At 56.8% G+C, this 17,663-nt stretch carries 14 protein-coding genes; 3 read left to right on the top strand and 11 right to left on the bottom strand.

The features are described 5' to 3' along the window. Positions 1–7: 7 nt before the first annotated feature. The 5 genes from ggt to FHR99_RS12890 form a co-directional block, all read right to left on the bottom strand. Complete coding sequence (gene ggt, locus FHR99_RS12910) at positions 8–1,756, bottom strand: gamma-glutamyltransferase (RefSeq protein WP_183411122.1); 1,749 nt, start codon at positions 1,754–1,756, stop codon at positions 8–10. 26 nt (positions 1,757–1,782) lie between these two features. Further along, complete coding sequence (locus FHR99_RS12905) at positions 1,783–2,031, bottom strand: YfhL family 4Fe-4S dicluster ferredoxin (protein ID WP_183411121.1); 249 nt, start codon at positions 2,029–2,031, stop codon at positions 1,783–1,785. 2 nt (positions 2,032–2,033) lie between these two features. Next, complete coding sequence (gene coaD, locus FHR99_RS12900; protein WP_183411120.1) at positions 2,034–2,510, bottom strand: pantetheine-phosphate adenylyltransferase; 477 nt, start codon at positions 2,508–2,510, stop codon at positions 2,034–2,036. A gap of 68 nt (positions 2,511–2,578) precedes the next feature. Continuing rightward, the gene (gene mutM, locus FHR99_RS12895; RefSeq protein ID WP_183411119.1) at positions 2,579–3,397 is read right to left on the bottom strand and encodes a bifunctional DNA-formamidopyrimidine glycosylase/DNA-(apurinic or apyrimidinic site) lyase; all 819 of its coding nucleotides are present in this window, start codon (positions 3,395–3,397) and stop codon (positions 2,579–2,581) included. A gap of 23 nt (positions 3,398–3,420) precedes the next feature. After that, a complete protein-coding gene (locus FHR99_RS12890; protein WP_183411118.1) occupies positions 3,421–4,296 on the bottom strand; it encodes an LLM class flavin-dependent oxidoreductase in 876 nt (291 codons plus the stop codon). 178 nt (positions 4,297–4,474) lie between these two features. Here FHR99_RS12890 and FHR99_RS12885 point away from each other — a divergent pair, with 178 nt between their 5' ends. After that, entirely contained in the window at positions 4,475–5,443 is a 969-nt protein-coding gene (locus tag FHR99_RS12885) for a zinc transporter ZntB (RefSeq protein ID WP_183411117.1), read from the top strand. Between the two features lie 595 nt (positions 5,444–6,038). Here FHR99_RS12885 and rpiA read toward each other — a convergent pair. Beyond that, a complete protein-coding gene (gene rpiA / locus FHR99_RS12880; protein WP_183411116.1) occupies positions 6,039–6,716 on the bottom strand; it encodes a ribose-5-phosphate isomerase RpiA in 678 nt (225 codons plus the stop codon). A gap of 119 nt (positions 6,717–6,835) precedes the next feature. Between rpiA and ilvA the strand changes: the two genes are divergently transcribed. Further along, the gene (ilvA, locus tag FHR99_RS12875) at positions 6,836–8,353 is read left to right on the top strand and encodes a threonine ammonia-lyase, biosynthetic (protein ID WP_183411115.1); all 1,518 of its coding nucleotides are present in this window, start codon (positions 6,836–6,838) and stop codon (positions 8,351–8,353) included. Positions 8,354–8,443: 90 nt separating this feature from the next. On the opposite strand, the gene dxs is transcribed toward ilvA, so the two are convergent. The 3 genes from dxs to FHR99_RS12860 all read right to left on the bottom strand — a co-directional run bounded on the left by dxs (position 8,444) and on the right by FHR99_RS12860 (position 11,652). Further along, a complete protein-coding gene (gene dxs / locus FHR99_RS12870; protein WP_183411114.1) occupies positions 8,444–10,357 on the bottom strand; it encodes a 1-deoxy-D-xylulose-5-phosphate synthase in 1,914 nt (637 codons plus the stop codon). 109 nt (positions 10,358–10,466) lie between these two features. Next, complete coding sequence (ispA, locus tag FHR99_RS12865) at positions 10,467–11,387, bottom strand: (2E,6E)-farnesyl diphosphate synthase (RefSeq protein WP_183411113.1); 921 nt, start codon at positions 11,385–11,387, stop codon at positions 10,467–10,469. A 31-nt stretch (positions 11,388–11,418) separates the two neighbouring features. Then, positions 11,419–11,652, bottom strand: coding sequence for an exodeoxyribonuclease VII small subunit (locus FHR99_RS12860; RefSeq protein ID WP_183411112.1), 234 nt, complete (start codon positions 11,650–11,652; stop codon positions 11,419–11,421). Positions 11,653–11,788: 136 nt separating this feature from the next. On the opposite strand from FHR99_RS12860, the gene FHR99_RS12855 reads away from it, so the two are divergent. Next, positions 11,789–12,520 (top strand): SDR family NAD(P)-dependent oxidoreductase, encoded by a 732-nt coding sequence (locus tag FHR99_RS12855; RefSeq protein ID WP_183411111.1) that lies wholly within the window; start codon positions 11,789–11,791, stop codon positions 12,518–12,520. Positions 12,521–12,673: 153 nt separating this feature from the next. Here FHR99_RS12855 and FHR99_RS12850 read toward each other — a convergent pair whose 3' ends face one another. Continuing rightward, positions 12,674–15,280, bottom strand: a complete 2,607-nt coding sequence (locus tag FHR99_RS12850) for a TonB-dependent receptor (RefSeq protein ID WP_183411110.1) — start codon at positions 15,278–15,280, stop codon at positions 12,674–12,676. A 319-nt stretch (positions 15,281–15,599) separates the two neighbouring features. After that, complete coding sequence (locus FHR99_RS12845) at positions 15,600–17,531, bottom strand: DUF3604 domain-containing protein (protein ID WP_183411109.1); 1,932 nt, start codon at positions 17,529–17,531, stop codon at positions 15,600–15,602. Positions 17,532–17,663: the final 132 nt, after the last annotated feature.

The raw sequence follows: 17,663 nt of genomic DNA, 5'->3' as shown, positions 1-17,663 counted from the left end.
CGGTGAATCAGCGCCCGGCAATTGTGCCCTCCCGGCGCGGATCGGCGCCGCCTTCAATGCTCTGTTCCTTGATCTGAATAGCGTGCAGCCCTGAGGTTTGATCCTTCAGGCGAACGTTGTGCCCGAGCGCTTCCAACTGCTCTACCAAGGGTGGTTTAACGCGGCCTTTTTCCAGCTCAAGTCCCCGTCCCATCGCGATGATATGGGGCGCTGCGACGGCGTCGGCGACGGTTTGACCGTTTTCCAGAATATCCCAGATCGTTCGGGCGACATAGTTGATGATGCGCGAGCCGCCGGGGGAACCGATAACCAGGCGCGGCTGCTCGCCTTCAAACACGATGGTCGGCGACATGGACGAGCGCGGCCGTTTGCCGCCCTGCGCGCGGTTAGCGATCAAGCCCTTGGCGTTATCCGGCTCGAAGGAAAAATCCGTGAGCTGGTTGTTCAGCAAAAAGCCGCCGACAAATACCCTCGAGCCGAACGCGGTTTCAATACTGCTGGTCATGCTGACGATATTGCCCTCGGCGTCGACAATGGAAACGTGGGTGGTCGAAGGTAACTCTGGCGAGCTGGCGCTGACCAGTCGGCTGTTGCCAGCGCCGGGCGGCTGGCCTACCGGGGCTTTGCGCATCGGCGCATCGTGTTGAATCAGGCGGCTGCGCTGCTTGAGATAGTCATTCTCTACCAGACCCTTGGTGGGCACTGATACAAAGTCCGGGTCGGCAACGTAGTGATTGCGATCCGCAAAGGCCAGCTGAGAGGCTTCCGCGAAGTTGTGCCACTGCTGATAGAGCGGGTCGCGCTTTGAGGTGACGTGCTGCAGTGTGCCGAGAATGGCGCCGACGGTAGTGCCGCCCGATGATGGCGGTGGCATGCCACAGACGCGGTATTGTCGGAAGCTGCTGCAAATTGCCGGGCGTTCAATGGCGCGGTAGTTTGCCAGATCGGATTCGCTTAGCAGGCCGGCACGGTTAGGGTCGTTCGCGACCGCCGCAACCATCGCTTTCGCGAGCTTGCCCTTATAAAAGCCGTTGCGACCTTGCCGCGCGATCAATCTCAGGCTGGCCGCGTACTCGGGATTTTTGAGCAGCGAGCCCACCGGTTTCGGCGTTGTGCCGTCGGCCTCAAAAAAATACGCAGTGATGGCGGGGTTCACCGCAACCTTGGGCATTCTTTCCAGCAGAATGTGGAGGCGGGGAGAAATCTCAAAGCCTGTCTCTGCCAGTTTAATAGCGGGCTGAAACAGGGATTTCCAGGGCAGCTTGCCGTGGCGCTGATGCAGGTCTTCCAGCAGGGCGATAACCCCCGGCGTACCGACAGAATGGCCGCCGATCACGGCCTCAAAAAACGACATGGCGTTGCCGTCTTTCAGAAAATGCTCGTCGGTGAGGCGAGCAGGCGCTGTTTCCCGGCCATCCCAGCTACTGAGTTTTTTCTGATCCGCATCCCAGTGCAGCACAAAAGCACCACCGCCGATGCCAGAGGATTGTGGTTCTACCAATCCCAATACCAGTTGCGCGGCAATCGCGGCGTCAACGGCGCTGCCCCCGCGTTCGAGAATCGCGCGGGCGGCGTTGCTGGCGTGGGGGTTGGCGGTCACCGCCATAAATTCGCGGGCGGTGGCGCGTTTTACATCAGAGAATCCTGAGGCAGCTTCGGGAACGATATCCGTTTTGGGTTCTTCCGGGGGCTCTTGTGGAGGCTTAGCCGAACAGGCAAGAAGTGTGGCAGTGAGGGCGATAAGCAGAAAGCGCATGGCGCGGCTCCGTAGGCAATAACCGGCTACAACTGCTGGATAGCGATGTACTTTTCTTGCAGCTGTTCTTTGGTTTCCACGTGGTTTGGATCAACCGGAATGCAATCGACCGGGCATACGGTTACGCACTGGGCCTCGTCAAAGTGGCCGACGCATTCGGTGCAGAAATCCGGGTCGATTTCGTAGATTTCTTCGCCCATGTATATAGCGTTATTCGGGCACACCGGCTCGCATACGTCGCAGTTGATGCATTCGTCGGTGATGTATAACGCCATGATTAGTTGAACTTGCCGTTCAGGGCTTCCAAAACGTGAGGCGGTACAAAGCGCGATACATCGCCACCCATGGAGGCGACTTCGCGCAGCAGCGACGATGATACATGCGACAGGCCTTCGCCCGGCGTCAAAAACAGGGTTTCTACCTTCGGGTTCATGGCGCGATTCATGCGCGCCAGCTGAAGCTCGTATTCGTAGTCAGAGACCGCGCGAACACCGCGCAGGAAGGTGTGGCAGTCGAGGCGGTCGGCCAGATCAATGGTTAAGCCTTTGAAGCTGACATATTCCATGCCCGGGATATCCGAGAAGCACTGACGACAGAGTTCGATGCGGTCTTCGAGAGAAAACAACGGGTTTTTCTTGTCGCTCTGCGCCACCGCAATGATGATGCGATCGAACAGTTTGCTGGCACGGCGTACCAGATCAACGTGGCCCAGAGTAATGGGGTCGAAGGTGCCAGGGTAGATGATTCCCGCCATAATCTGCGTGTCTGCTGCTGTGTAACAAGGGCCGGCAATGGTAGCACGGGCCAGCCTTCAGCCAAAACTCAGCGCTTCTGGCAGCTGGGGCAGAATACAGTGGCGCGCTGGCCCAGACGGATTTCCTTGAGCAGGGTATCGCAGCGCAGACAGTGCAAACCGCCGCGACCATACACCGACAATTCCTGTTTGAAGTAGCCGGGCTTACCGTCGCCACCGAGAAAATCCTTGAGTGTGGTGCCGCCCTGGGCGATGGCTTCCGCCAGCACCTGTTTGATTTCGGTAGCGAGCTTCTCATAGCGCGGTCGCGATACTTTGCCGGCTGCGAGTTTGGGGTGGATGCCGGCGCGAAACAGCGCTTCGTTGGCGTAAATGTTGCCCACGCCCACGACGATGCGGCCATCCATAATGAAGGTTTTTATCGCGCTGCTGCGTTTGCGCGAACGCTGGTAGAGGAGTTCGCCGCTGAAATCCTCGGACAGGGGTTCCGGCCCTAGATGATCGAGCAGCGCATGGCCGCTGGCATCCGGCAGCAACCAGTGCACCGAGCCAAAGCGGCGGGGATCGGTGTAGCGAAGCGCCTGACCGTTACCCAGCTCCCAGTCGATATGGTCGTGTACGCCGGCTGGCGTGCCCGCGGGTACAAAATAAAGGCGCCCGGACATACCCAGGTGCACCATCAATCGACCGCGATCGGTTTCTACCAGCAAATACTTGGCGCGGCGGCTGACACCGGACACCGTCGCCTGCGCGATCTGTGCCGGCAGCGCCTCATCCACCGGCCAGCGCAGGCGCGGGTCGCGAATGATCATGCGGGTGATTTGCTGTTGGCGCAGGGGGGCTTCTATCCCCCGGCGCACAGTTTCGACTTCAGGCAGTTCGGGCATTCTTTCTCTTTACAAATGAAGTGTTACGACAACAGTTTGGCGAGGCGCTCCACTTCCTTGATATCAGCGGTGGCGGGCACCAGCTGGATTTCCTCGGCGCCGAGTGCCTCGATGGCTTTAATGCCTTCGGCGATGGCTTCCGGGGTGTGCATCTTCATGGTCTTGGCGATGGAGGTGGCCTCCTTTTCCCCGAAAATCTTAAGGTAGTCGAACACGTAGTTCTGCAGAGACTGCTCCGCGCCATCGGCGAGAGAATACCAGAAACCGCCCATCAGGTAGGGCTTTTCGCTACGACCGGATTCGGCCCAGGCATCGGTTGCTGAATCGAAGAAGTGTTTGATCAGGTCCGCGTTGCCATCCATCGCAAAACCGTAGAGACCGTCGGCCCATTTCGAGACGCGTTTGATGCTTTTCGGGCCCATGGAGCCTGCCAGAATTGGCGGGCCGCCGGCCTGCACCGGATCGGGACCGACGATATCGGCGCCCTCGAAGGGGGGCTCGCCTGACCAGATGCGTTTCATTTCGGCAATCTGATCATCCATGCGCTGGAAGCGGTTTTTGAACGAAGCGCCCACGGCTTTGTAGTCATCCTCACGGCCGCCGACACCAACGGTCACGGTAACCCGGCCTTCGGAAATAACGTCCAGCGTCGCCAGTTCCTTGGCGGCCCACACGGCATTGTGCATCGGCAGCACGTAAAGCGAGGGAATGATGCGCACGCGCTCGGTAACTGCCGCTGCCGCGGCCAGAAAGTTGCGCATTTCATAGGTATAACCGGTGATGCGCTCGCCACAGGAGAGGCTGTCGAAGGGGCCGTCGTCGATGGCGCGGCACCAATCCAACAGGGTTTTGCGGTCAATGCCGCGTTTCATATAGGGAATGCAGATACCGATTTTCATGCTTATCTTGGCTCCTGTGCAACAGAGTGCGCATTGTAGGCGGGCTTCGCGGCAGGGCGAGAGCGTCAGGCCAAATGCTGTGAAAAAGTATGATTCATTGTACTCATCAATGGCGAATTATTGCCTTAGAACCCCTGCTCAGGTTTCTATAGCGGTAGTGAACACGAGGAGATGAAGGATGCTCGACGGACTGATCTATGCGTTTCTGTTTGACGGCGACGGTGGAGCGAAGGAGCTGCAGGCCGAGGAGATTGAGGGGTGGGCGCCGGATCAGGGCTTGCTCTGGCTGCATTTCGACTACAGTAAAGCCGAAGCCCAGCACTGGATCACCGAGAAGAGTGATCTCGACCCCATTGCGGTTTCCGCGCTCTTAGCCGAAGAAACCCGGCCGCGGGCCTCGGTCGCTGGCAAGACGCTGCTGATGGCCTTGCGCGGTGTGAATATGAACCCCGGTGCCGATCCCGAGGATATGGTCTCGATCCGGCTGTGGAGTGACGGCAAGCGCATTATCTCGTCTCGCCGCCGAAGGCTGCTATCGGTCGATGACATTATCAGCAAGATTCGCAACGGAACGGGCCCGACAACCGCCGCTGAGTTTATCGCGTTGTTGGCGGCCCAGTTAACCGCCCGCATGCATGACGCTATCGATGAGCTTGAGGATCAGGTGGCTGAGCTGGAAGAGCAGGTATTAACCGAAAGCCGGCAGGCGATGCGCGCCGAACTTTCGGATATGCGCCGTGAACTGATCGCCCTGCGCCGCTACATCGCCCCCCAGCGCGAAGCCCTCAACCGCATCCAGCTCGACGCGCCCTCCTGGTTTGACGATATGCAGAAGCTGAGAATGCGCGAGACCGCCGACCGGCTGACCCTCTACATCGAAGTGCTCGACAGCGTGCGTGAACGCGCGGGTGTCGCGCAGGAAGAATTGAATAACCAGATATCGGAAGAAGCCAACCGGCGGATGTATGTACTGTCGATAGTTGCAGCGATCTTTCTGCCTCTTGGATTTTTTACCGGTTTGCTCGGGATTAATGTGGGTGGGATGCCGGGGGCCGATAATGGCTGGGCGTTTTGGTTTGTGTGTGGGATTTGTGTGGCGGTTGTGGTTTGGGAGGTGTTGTTGTTTCGGAGGAAACAGTGGTTGTAGGGGGTTGGCGGGAGTCGCCTTGTTCTTGTGACTGAGAGCACGGGTTTCGCCCTGCTGGGCGAGTTACCTTTCTTGCTTGTCCAAGAAAGGTAACCCAAAGAAGGACACCCCTGTTCCGGCGCCCTTCGGGTTCCCTGCGATGCTCGATCAACAACGGTCGCTGCGCAACTCGACCTCCGCGGCTATCGCCGCTTCGGGACTCGAACAGTGCTCGCTCTGGCCCGTTGTTGCTCTGCGCTTCTCGGCGCCTCCAAAGGGGATTCCGGGTGCCAGCTGCAAGTTCGGTGGCACCGTTCGTTCCAGCCCGGCGAGTCCCTTTGGAGCAGCTGAGCACTGGAGTAGCCGGCGGATGAAGCAAACGGGTGTCTGAGCCCGATAGGGCGAGTTTCCGTTTGCGCCGCCGGATGCGAAGCGCGCAAGGGATCGGTTGGAGCGCAGCGGAGACCGACTGCGGAACAGGGTGCCCTTTTTCTTGGTTACTTCTTTTTGGGCATGCAAAAAGAAGTCACTCGCCCAGCAGGGCGAAACCTGCAATTAAACATTAAGACAATAATGAAGAAGTGGCTCCCTAGCTGATCCTGAGAGCCTTTTTCGATCAGCCTTTAGGCGTCAAAGTCTTCACACCATTCTGTGTCCCCAACAACAAAACATCCGCTGCCCGGTTAGCAAAAATCCCATTAGTCACCACGCCCACAATATTGTTGATCGCTTCTTCAGTCTTGCGCGGCGTGGCAATCGGGAAGTTGTACACATCCAGAATAATATTGCCGTTATCGGTGACTACACCTTCGCGGTATACGGGATCACCGCCCAGTTTCACCAGTTCACGCCCCACATGGCTACGGGCCATGGGGAGTACTTCGATAGGCAGGGGGAAGGCGCCGAGCTGATCGACCAGTTTGCTTTCATCGGCGATGCAGATAAAACGCTTGGCGACCGCCGCGACAATTTTCTCGCGGGTCAGCGCAGCGCCACCGCCTTTGATGAGTTCGAGTGCGTGATTAGACTCGTCGGCGCCGTCTACGTAAACCGCAATGCTGTCGACCGCATTCAGGTCATAGACCTCGATGCCGTGTTTTTTCAGGCGTTCGGCGGAGGCTTCCGAGCTGGCGACGGTGCCTTTGATGTCGTCGCGGTATTCAGCGAGCAGGTCGATAAAACAATTGGCGGTGGAGCCGGTGCCGATGCCGATAATTTCGCCGTCGAGGATGGCTTGTTTCACTTCTTCAATGGCAGCAGCGGCTACGGCCTGTTTGAGTTCGTCCTGGGTCATGGGGGCACCTGCGCGGTAAAAGCGCGCATTATAAAAGCTCGGGCTCCGGGTAGCGAGCCTGTTGGGGTTCACGGTAGACTGCGCCTTTATTCACGCGCATTTACCTGTAAGGAACCACTGTGCCTCAGCAATACATTAAAAAGATTCTCGAAGCCCGGGTTTACGATGTGGCGATCGAGACCCCGATTGACGAGGCCCGGCTGCTGTCGGCGCGTATCGGCAACCGGGTATTGCTGAAGCGCGAAGACCTGCAGCCGGTGTTTTCCTTCAAGCTGCGCGGGGCCTACAACAAGATGGCGAGCCTCTCCAGAGAGGAGTTGGCGCGCGGTGTGGTGGCGGCCTCGGCCGGTAACCACGCTCAGGGTCTGGCGCTGGCCGCCAGCAAGATGGGGGTCAAGGCCACCATCGTCATGCCTCGCACCACGCCCCAGATCAAGGTCGACGCGGTGCGTTCGCGCGGCGGCAAGGTCATTCTACAGGGCGATGTCTACGACGAGGCCTCGGCCTACGCCAAGAAACTGACCGCCGAAAAGGGCATGACCTACGTTCACCCCTACGACGATCCGGAAGTGATCGCCGGGCAGGGCACCATCGGCATGGAAATCCTGCGCCAGCACACCGGACCGCTGGATGCGGTGTTTGTGCCGGTAGGCGGAGGTGGCTTGGCGGCCGGTGTCGCAGCCTACATCAAATATGTTCGTCCAGACGTGAAAGTGATTGCGGTGGAGCCGGAAGATGCGGCTTGTTTGAAGGCGGCGTTGGAGGCCAATCGCCGGGTGACGTTGAAGGAAGTCGGTCTGTTTGCTGACGGCGTGGCCGTGGCCCAGATCGGTAAGGAAACCTTCCGCGTGCTGAAGAAAACCATCGACGGGGTGATCACTGCGTCGACCGATGAGATCTGCGCGGCGATCAAGGATATCTTCGACGATACCCGCTCCATTGCCGAGCCGGCCGGCGCGCTGGCGCTGGCGGGGTTGAAAAAATATGTCGAGGAAAATAATTGCGAAGGTCAGACTCTGCTTGCCATCGACAGCGGTGCCAATACCAATTTTGATCGCCTGCGCTATATCTCAGAGCGTACCGAAATTGGTGAAAAGCGCGAGGCCATTCTGAGTGTGCAAATTCCGGAAAAGCCCGGCAGCTTCAAGCGTTTCTGCGCAGCGTTGGGCAAGCGCAATATCACCGAGTTCAACTATCGTTATAGCGATACTACTGACGCCCAGATTTTTGTGGGCGTGCAGATTTCACCGGAAAATAACGACCGGGAAGATCTGGTGCGCGAGTTGAAAGAACTGGGTTATCCGGTGTGGGACATGACCGATAACGAAATGGCCAAGCTGCATATTCGCTATATGGTTGGCGGTCACGCGCCGGGCAGTGTTAAGAATGAGCGGCTCTACCGTTTTGAGTTTCCGGAGCGCCCGGGCGCGTTGATGAAGTTTTTGAAAACCCTACCTCAGGCCTGGAATATTTCCCTGTTCCACTATCGCAATCACGGTTCGGCTTACGGTCGGGTGCTGGTGGGCATGCAGATCGAAGAAAAAGACCGGCGCAAGGTCGGGGAATTTCTGGAGAAGCTGCACTACCCCTATCATGAAGAAACGGATAACCCGGCTTATAAGCAGTTTTTGAGTTAGTCCGTCATTGCGAGCGCAGCGAAGCAATCTCCATCAGTAGGCGCCATATTTACGAGATTGCTTCGCGTTACTCGCAATGACTAGAGTAGTTCAGGATTTATGAACCGCCGCTTTCAAATCGCTCTGCTGCAGGCGTTCGCAGATAGCGCTATACACGCCTTCGCTGCTGAGTCCGCAGCTTGCCAGCATTTCCGTGTGGTTACCGTGATCGGTAAATTCGTCGGGCAAACCGAGATTCAACACCGGGTTGTTGCGTGAAGTAGCGTGCAGGAATTCGTTAGCGGCGCTGCCGGCACCTCCGGCAATGGCGTTCTCTTCCAAAGTCACAATCAGATCGTGGCTGTCGGCCAGTCGCAGAATCAGTTCTTCATCCAGTGGTTTAACAAAGCGCATATCTGCCACACTGGCATCCAGTTTCTCCGCTGCTTCCAAGGCGGCGGGCAGCAGGGTACCGAAACTGAGGATCGCAACGCTTTTGCCTTCGCGCTTCAATACCCCTTTGCCAATCGGCAGCTCGCGCATTTCGCGCTCGATCAAGGCGCCGGGGCCGGTGCCGCGAGGATAGCGGATAGCGGCGGGGCCATTGAAACAAAAACCGGTGTAGAGCAGTTGCCGGGTTTCGTTTTCGTCTGACGGCGCCATGATGAGCATGTTAGGAATACAGCGCAGATAGCTCAGGTCAAAGGCGCCTGCGTGCGTCGGCCCGTCTTCGCCGACGAGGCCAGCTCGGTCAATGCCGAAGGTGACGTCCAGATTCTGCAGGGCAATATCATGAATCAGCTGGTCGTAGCCGCGCTGCAGGAAGGTCGAGTAAATTGCCACGACAGGTTTCAGGCCTTCGCAGGCCATGCCAGCAGCGAGTGTCAGCGCGTGCTGCTCGGCGATTGCGACGTCGTAGTAGCGGTCGGCAAAACGCTCGGAAAATTCCACCATGCCCGAGCCTTCGCACATGGCCGGAGTAATGCCCACCAAACGCTGGTCGATAGCGGCGGTATCGCACAGCCAGTCACCGAATACCTTCTGGTATTTCGGGCCTTTGGGCTTGGTGACCGGTTTGGGCTGGGCAGGTTTTGGTTCGATCTTGGTAATGGCGTGGTAGCCGATCGGGTCTTTCTCGGCGGGCTCAAAGCCCTTGCCCTTGCGGGTGATGATGTGGAGCAGTTGCGGGCCTTCCAGATCGCGCATATTGCGAATGGTCGGTACCAGCACATCGAGATCATGACCGTCGATGGGGCCGATGTAGTTAAAGCCCAGCTCTTCAAACAGGGTGGCAGGGGCCACCATGCCTTTCATATATTCTTCCAGCCGGCCTACGAGTTCTTTCGGGTTGCCGGGGAGTTTGGCGAGAATCTCTTTGCCGCCATCGCGGATATTGTTGTAGACCTTGGAGGCCCAAATCTTCGAGAAGTAGGTGTTAAGCCCGCCTTCGTTTTTGGAGATCGACATCTGATTGTCGTTCAACACCACCAGCATATTGGCCCGGCAGTGGGCGGCGTGGTTGATGGCTTCAAAGGCCATGCCGGCGGTCATGGCGCCGTCGCCGATTACAGCCACGGTACGGCGATCTTCGCCCTTCTGTCGTGCAGCCAGTGCCATCCCCAGCGCAGCGCTGATGCTGGTGCTGGAATGACCCACACCGAAGGTGTCGTAGTCACTTTCGGCGCGTTTCGGAAAGCCCGCCAGACCATCGGCCATGCGCATGGTGTGCATTTGCTCGCGGCGGCCGGTAATAATTTTATGGGGGTAGCACTGGTGGCCCACATCCCAGACCAGACGGTCTTCCGGGGTGTTATAGACATAATGCAGGGCCAGCGTCAGCTCGACCACGCCCAGACCGGCGCCAAAATGTCCGCCGGTGCGACCGACGGTGTATAGCAGGTATTCGCGCAGCTCCTTGGCGAGGGCACTCAGGGATTCCTCGCTCTGGCCTCTCAGGTCAGCGGGAGCCGTAATGCGATCCAGCAGCGGTGTGTTGGGGCGCTGTAGGGGAATTTCTTTAAACATGAGCACCGTTGTGGGTCGTGTATTGAGTCAGGAGCCGGGTCGAGGCCAGTGGGCGCTATTGTAACTGAAAGTTCATCTTGAGTGTCCCCATCGGGGGTGCGGCGACGGATCAGTGCTCGCGCTGGACGATAAACTCGGCGAGTTCCCGCAGTCGCTGGGCCTGATCATCAAAATTGGCAATAGCCGCCATGGCTTCCTCAAACAGGGCCTGAGCACGCTGTTTGGCGCCCTCCAGACCCAGCAGGGCCGGGTAGGTGGGCTTATTGCGAGCGATATCGGCACCCTGGGTTTTACCGAGCTTCTCCGTGCTGCCCTCTATATCGAGGATGTCGTCCTGAACCTGAAAAGCTAGACCGATGGCGCGGCCGTAATCGTCGAGTCGGCGCAGTTGGTCATTGTTGGCTCCAGCGTATTGAGCGCCAAGACGCACTGCGGCGCGCAGCAAGGCGCCGGTTTTGAGCTGGTGCATGGCTTCCAGCGTTTCCAGCGTGGGCGACTGGTTCACTGCGCCAAGATCAATGGCCTGACCGCCGACCATGCCGCGTGGGCCAGAGGCAGCTGCCAGTGTGCGAATCAGCGCCAGCCGGCGGTTGTCGGCCAAATCGGGAACCGACGCCAGCAATTCAAACGCCAGACTTTGCAGACCGTCCCCGGCGAGAATGGCCGTGGCCTCGTCAAAGGCAATATGACAGGTTGGTTTGCCCCGGCGCAGATCATCGTCGTCCATGGCGGGGAGATCGTCATGCACCAGTGAATAGGCGTGTATGCATTCCACGGCAGCCGCTACATGATCCAGTGCCTCGTCATTGGCAAAGCCCGGATTAACAGCGCGAGCCGCCGCGTACACCAGTACCGGGCGCACCCGTTTGCCGCCGTTGAGTGTGCTGTAGTGAATCGACTCGAAAAGCCGCTCCAGATGAGGTGCCGCATGCTCAGCGTATTCGGAGGCTGCTTTGCCAATCAGGCGCGGCAGGGCATCGTCAATGCGCTGTTGGCACTGACGCAAATAATCGGGGAATGGGCGGCTCATCGTGACGGGGTATCAGGCTTTGGATTCAATGTCAGGCTTCGGGATCAAAGTCGTCGAGGTGGAGTTCGCCCTGCTGCTCGGTGAGCTTCTGAACTTTCAGCTCCGCGGCACTTAAGGCCGCCTGCGCGTCGCGGCTTAGCTTCATGCCATTTTCAAAGGCTTCCAGCGAGGCTTCGAGGCTCAGTTCGCCGGATTCCATGCGCTCCACGATGGCTTCCAGTTCGGCGAGTGACTCTTCAAAACTTTGCTTTTTGGCTTTGGCCATCGGGCGCCCCGTCGCGTTGGAAATTTTCCGCGAGTTTAACATAGTGGCCGGCGTAACATAGTAGTGGGCTCGCCGTGCAGATTCTTACCAAGGGTGTAAACTGCGGCCACACATCCGTAACGAGTGGAGATTTCCTGTGGGAGAAAAAGCCATTGCCTTGGTAACAGGCGCATCGTCTGGCCTCGGAGCCGAATTTTGCCGTCAACTGGCGCCGCGCTGCCGAAAAATGATTCTGGTGGGGCGCCGCCGAGAACTGCTGGATGAGGTGGCCGCTTCACTGCAGGCTCAGGGGCTCGAGACCGTCGTTATCGCTGAGGACCTCACCACCGAGCTGGGTGTTACCGAAGTGGTCGAAAAAATCCGCCAGCAGGGCCCAGTCACCATTCTGGTGAACAACGCGGGCTTTGGCACCTACGGTTCCTTTGTGGAGACCGATTTTGACCTGCAACAGAAAATGGTCGATCTGCATATCTCCACCACACTGCGCCTGACCCGCGCTGTTATTCCCTTTATGAAAGAGGCCGGTGGTGGCGCTATTATCAATCTGTCATCCCTCGGCGCTTTCTTTCATATGAAGGATTGTGCGGTCTATGGCGCGAGCAAGCTGTTCCTCAACAGCTTCTCTGAATCTCTGCAGCAGGAAGTGGCATCGGACAATATTCGATTGCAGGCCCTGTGCCCCGGCTTTACCCACACCGATTTTCACGGCCGCGATGAGTTTACTGGTTTCGATAAAAGCGCGACGCCGGAATCCATGTGGATGAGCGTCGATGCAGTCGTGAGTGAAAGCCTTCAGGCCTTGGATGATGGTGGTCCGGTGGTGTTTGTGGCGGGCGAGAATAACCGGGCGCTTGTTCAGTCTAATTAAGGTGGGTTAACAGCAGGCGTTGACACGCCTGCTGTTAATTGAATTTTCAGTCCGTCTCAAAGGCGGTATCTATCCACCTTGGCTACCGATGCTCAGGGTCGTTCTCCTTGCTTTGCGAGGTCTGTTCCTTTGAATTCTGTTGCTCAAATAGCCTCAGTTGAGTGTTTTGCGGATTTCAATGCCGTACATGCGTGGTTCGCCGATCGCTTGTGTGAAAGTACCAATAGAATCGCCTGTGGCGACTGCGCCAATGAAATATCTCTCATCAGTCAGGTTTTTAATGTAAGCGGCGACATTCAGGTCGCCTTCGCTATTCTGCCAGTTCAGACGGAAATCGACCAAAGCGCGGCTGGGTGCGTATACCGCCTCACGGTTGGTGTGACGCAATTCCCAGCTGCCATCGTCAAACCCTAGATATATTTCGTCCTTGTAGCTGATGTCTAGCCTCGGTGAGAAAAGCCCGAGCGTCGTCGGCAGCGTATATTGAATGCCGAAGGAGGCGGTAACCTCCGGAGAGACCGGAAACGTTTCATCCGAACGGTCTATCGAAACCTGTCTCCCCTCAATGGCGAGTGCCGCCAAATCCTGATCCATGAACTCTTCAAACTTGTAGTTGTTGTTGCTGTAGCTAAAGTTCAGCATCCAGTTGGGCGAGGGCAACCAGGTAACTTCCAGCTCGCCGCCTTCAATCATGGATTCGCCGGCATTGTCAGTAGTAACCACAAGTGAACTGGCGGAATCGACGTCCACAGTAATCAGCTGCATGTCCTCAAAAATCATGGAATACAGGGCGAGGTTGATTCGCAGCGAACGTTGCAGTGCGTCAATTTTGAAACCGATCTCACGGTTTTCCAGTAGCTCGGGTTTTATTGCGACCAGTCCGTCCACGCCGCTGGGTTCCAGAAAGCCAGATTTAAAACCGTTGCTCCAGGTGCCATAAACCAGCATGGAATTGAAGAAGCCATCGCCGAGCAACTCCGGCGGCACAAACCACGACAGAGACGCCATCGGTGTGAACGCTCGAAAAGTCTCTTCGCGTTCGTCTTCCTGGCCCGGTAACAGGGGGGTATTAATAAAACCATTGGTAGCGTTGCGCGAGCCGAGAATTCGGTTGGCAATACCTACAGGGTCCTGAGCCCAAACACCGGAGAACTGCATGATGGCCAGGGAGTCTCGCGCCTGGGCACCGCCCCCGGGCAATGTGCCCAGTATCGGCAGCGTTGCATTGTCCACTGGGGTAAACCGCGGGTCGGCCATTTGAATCATGGCGGCGACTTTGGCGTTGTCGGCACTAAAGGTGGTCAGAGTAGAATCCCGCTCTTCCTCCGTGTAGCGGCCGCCAAAGCTAAACTCGAGATTTTCGGTAATATGCCAGGTAGCCTGGGCAAAAACCGCCGCCGTTTCGCCGTCGATATCGAAGTCCTGAACCGTGTTCAGTGGAAGAATCGCGCCAATGATCGGGCGGTTGGCATCCGAGCCCGGTGGCGGCCTGTCAGGCTGTTGTCCTGCCAGAATGGCAGTGAGCACCGAGGCGTCCACCCCCACCAGGGCATCGCCGGTCATAAAGCGTTCGGATTTGTACTCATCCTGCCAGAAAAAACCAGCGGTGTACTCAACAGCCGAGTCAAACAACTCGCCATTGAGCTGGAATTCAAAGGTGTAGGAGTCTTGGTCGGCGCCGCCCAGTGTATAGCCCACTTGAAATTCTCCGGGGCCGCCCTCGTCACTCTGCGTCTGAGGGCCTCGCTTGTAGGCGTTGCGTGCGCCAACGATAGTTTTCAGGCTGTGCGTGTCGTTAATCTCCCAGTTGAGTGTTGCGCCTATCATCAGATTGTTGATGTACTTGTTGAACTGTGCGGTATTGCCTTGATTGGTTGTCAGGTCTGGCAGATTGTCCGCGCTGTTAGCCGCACAGTTGTCGCGATACGCGGACAGATTTTCGATGCTGGTGTCACCGGGCCACGCCAGATAAAGACCGTCTATAAACAATGCGTCCTCGTTAACGAGCTCGCAGTTGTACGACGGGTAGCGCTCACGGATCTTCCCGAAAAAAGCAAAGGTATCCAGCGTCAGGCTGTCACTCACCAGCCAGTTGGTTTGTAAAATGCCCGACATGCGGTCCACTGACTGATTATCATGGCCTGACAAGTCTTCCAGGTAGCCGTCGCGCTGATTGCTGTTAAATGCCACCCGGGTGCTGAAGCGATCCGTCACCGGAAAGCTGTAGCCAGCCCGAATCCGTCGCGCATTGTAGTTGCCCAGTCCGCCCTCCACATAACCGCCGCGCTCTTCGCCGGGTTTCTCCAGGGTAAAGACGAGCGCACCGCCGGTATTGTTTTTGCCGAACAGTGTGCCTTGGGGGCCACGCAATACCTGCACGCTCTCGATATCCACCGTATCAAGCAATTGCCCATCGGCGCGCGGGATAAAAATGCCGTCCAGATAGACGCTCACGGAAGGATCCTGGCGCGCCAGCCCCGAGCGCTGGCCAATACCGCGGATAAAAATCTGCGCCGTGGTACCGTTATTGATCTGCAGGCTTGGTACTGACTTGGCCAGCTCATCCGTATTGACGATGCCGCGATCGCGCAGATCGGCGCCGGTGATCGCAGTGACTGCAACCGGCGTTTCCTGAATGTTCTCCGCCCGCTTACGGGCGGTGACCACCACTTCCTCCAGCATGCCTGAACCGGATTGGGCTAAGGCCGCTGGCGGTAGCAGAGTCAGCAACACGGTGGCGAGCGTTAGCTTTCTTGTCATGAGGAACTCCAGTAAAACTTATTGTTATAGTAAGAAGCGCCGTATTTGCTTCGATGCGCTGCAGCAGAGGCTTGTCGCCTGGCTGGAATGATTCGGCCTGGCGCTTGAGATTTCGTCGGCACTGCGAAAAACGCCGCTTTCAATATTCTGGGACGAGATAGAATGCCATTTTTGAATGCTTCGCCAGAGCAGGCTATTCTTTTTGTCTCACATTCTGTTATTGGTTATGGGTAATATTGAAGCGAGCAATTACTTCGCTGAAACCCTATCAGAAACAGGCCTGCCAGTAAGCCGGCCGCTCATTAATTATTGTATATATTTAGTTGTCACCTTCCGGCGAATACCAGATGGGTGATGTCCAGGCTCGCTCCTGAATCACCGGGCGATGCGTGTCAGCACAGCAGGCTTCCAGACCTGCGGGAATAGACGCGCTGCTGCTGCAATCTACCCGGTTGGCCGCACAGATATACTGGCTCCAGCGACAGCTTGGGTTTTCAACCACGCGCGCGTAGTAGTAGGCCCTCTGGCTCGCGTCGAATTCCGGATCTTTCCAGACTTCGCAGAGTTGCTTGTATCCATCGCCTTCGCGCCTGCATGACTTGAGGTCGACGCTGGCGCCGTTGTCTGGGTTGCCTGCCACCGTATGCACTTTCTGGCGTTTGTTGCCTTTCTGATCGATCCAGCCCTTGATAATCTGAATCTGCTGTAAGGGCGTGCCTTGGCTGGCGGGCGTGCCGGAATCCATGGCGGCAGATACGAGAAAGGCCGGCGCGGACCCGTCGCTCAGAGGAGGGAGTACGCCGCCCATGGGAACACCATTTTCATAGGCCTCGGCAACATAATTGCTAGAGCTACAGAGGTCTTTATCCAGTTCTTTCGCGGCAAAAAAGCGAACTACCATACGCGGGCCACTGGTACCGTAAGTTTCCTTGCGACGCATCGCAGAGAATATGGCATCCCGGCTATTCTCTTCCGCCCAGACCACCGCAAGACCACCCGGGTTGTATTCAATGTCATCTGGAAGGCCGCGCATGGTTGTCTCACTAGCGGGCGCACCGGCGCCACCGTGCCCCAGGTAGTTGTCCTCCGCTACACCCCCGGCTGCGCCAATATGTGTATCGGTACTGGCGATAAAGCCAAATTGAAAAGGATTTATGCCGGTATCCTGTTCTAGTATTAGACCGTTGTTAAGTACGTCTCTCAGAAAGCCATCCGTTGGTTTTGGGGATTTCTGCAGTAAGCTAAAGAATTTACCGGCAAACCTGCTGTACGGTAGCTGCTCAAAGGCACACAGTTCGTCTTCGGTTTGCCCTGTGCTAAAAAAGCATTCCGAGCTTCCTTTATGCTGCATAACTTCTACGATCGGCTCGTACTGCTGTCTTTTGCTGCGTGTCCCAGTTTCTACGGGGTTTCCGTCCAAATCAGCGACAGAAAACATCTTTCCCGCACTGAGGTTGGAGTTGTGGGGGATGATTAAGGCGTCACAGCCGTCTTGCCGCTCAAGGCATTCTTTGTCGAGCCCGGACCACAGCGTTTCGGCTGAGGGATAATCGACAAAACTTAAGGGCTGGTCTGGAACAGACGCATTCCGGAAAATCACATTGCGGTGTAGGTTCGCCATATCGCCGGCGCCAAGCCCCGTCCACTCATAGCCGACAAAGGACGTAAATTCGCAGTGCTCCGATCGGTCATAGGCGTCCTCAGCGGCATTTTGCATTGCTTGCCACGGGCCACTACCGGCGTCCCGACACAGGCTGCCATCTTCACCACAAAAACCCAATCGCCCCGAACGCGAACCGGCTTTGAAGTTAAACATAAAGAAAGCCGCTCGCGGGTACTTGCGGTATAGCTTGCATTGCCAGGCTGAATAACCTTCCATGTCGGGAGAGTTGCAGATTGCCGTTTCGCCAAAGAGTTCAGCGTGGTCAGTGACCACTGCGAAGTCGAGTGGTCGATTGAGTTTCAGGCTCCTCAGTGTGTTGCCTTCTTTGTCCCAAGGCTGCACTCCCAAAGTTTTACCCTTTGCGAAATCATAGGCCTGCTTGGGCGTAGTCCGGGTATCCTGGGTACTTGCGTCAAGTGAGTAGCGAGTATGAATGTGGGTGTCGCCAAATAAGGGTATCTTTAGTGGGTTGTGATGAAGACAGGGCGAGCGGCTTTCCGTCTTCTGATACGGTTCTGCCTCAAGGGGAAGAGTAGGCAAAAAAGCCAAAGCTAATGAAATATAAAACACTCCGAACTTGATCTGCATAACTAATCACCACATATTCTCGTTTTTATATAGTGTAACGAGCTCAAGTCATTCTACTTGAGCCCGCCAATGCTGGCAGTGTCTCCTACTCCGGCCTATCAAGAGATGACGGAAAATTTACTAAGTAAAATA

Origin of the sequence: Litorivivens lipolytica (assembly GCF_014191715.1) — a bacterium.
Lineage (GTDB): Bacteria > Pseudomonadota > Gammaproteobacteria > Pseudomonadales > Spongiibacteraceae > Litorivivens > Litorivivens lipolytica.
This window is presented reverse-complemented; position numbering and strand designations above follow the sequence as displayed.

Bases quoted from the DNA above. Each gene is read 5' to 3' on its own strand.
- rpiA (WP_183411116.1), bottom strand. From the start codon at position 6,716: ATGACCCAGGACGAACTCAAACAGGCCGTAGCCGCTGCTGCCATTGAA.
- FHR99_RS12850 (WP_183411110.1), bottom strand. From the start codon at position 15,280: ATGACAAGAAAGCTAACGCTCGCCACCGTGTTGCTGACTCTGCTACCG.
- ispA (WP_183411113.1), bottom strand. From the start codon at position 11,387: ATGAGCCGCCCATTCCCCGATTATTTGCGTCAGTGCCAACAGCGCATT.
- ggt (WP_183411122.1), bottom strand. From the start codon at position 1,756: ATGCGCTTTCTGCTTATCGCCCTCACTGCCACACTTCTTGCCTGTTCG.
- mutM (WP_183411119.1), bottom strand. From the start codon at position 3,397: ATGCCCGAACTGCCTGAAGTCGAAACTGTGCGCCGGGGGATAGAAGCC.
- dxs (WP_183411114.1), bottom strand. From the start codon at position 10,357: ATGTTTAAAGAAATTCCCCTACAGCGCCCCAACACACCGCTGCTGGAT.
- FHR99_RS12845 (WP_183411109.1), bottom strand. From the start codon at position 17,531: ATGCAGATCAAGTTCGGAGTGTTTTATATTTCATTAGCTTTGGCTTTT.
- FHR99_RS12905 (WP_183411121.1), bottom strand. From the start codon at position 2,031: ATGGCGTTATACATCACCGACGAATGCATCAACTGCGACGTATGCGAG.
- FHR99_RS12860 (WP_183411112.1), bottom strand. From the start codon at position 11,652: ATGGCCAAAGCCAAAAAGCAAAGTTTTGAAGAGTCACTCGCCGAACTG.
- coaD (WP_183411120.1), bottom strand. From the start codon at position 2,510: ATGGCGGGAATCATCTACCCTGGCACCTTCGACCCCATTACTCTGGGC.
- FHR99_RS12885 (WP_183411117.1), top strand. From the start codon at position 4,475: ATGCTCGACGGACTGATCTATGCGTTTCTGTTTGACGGCGACGGTGGA.
- FHR99_RS12890 (WP_183411118.1), bottom strand. From the start codon at position 4,296: ATGAAAATCGGTATCTGCATTCCCTATATGAAACGCGGCATTGACCGC.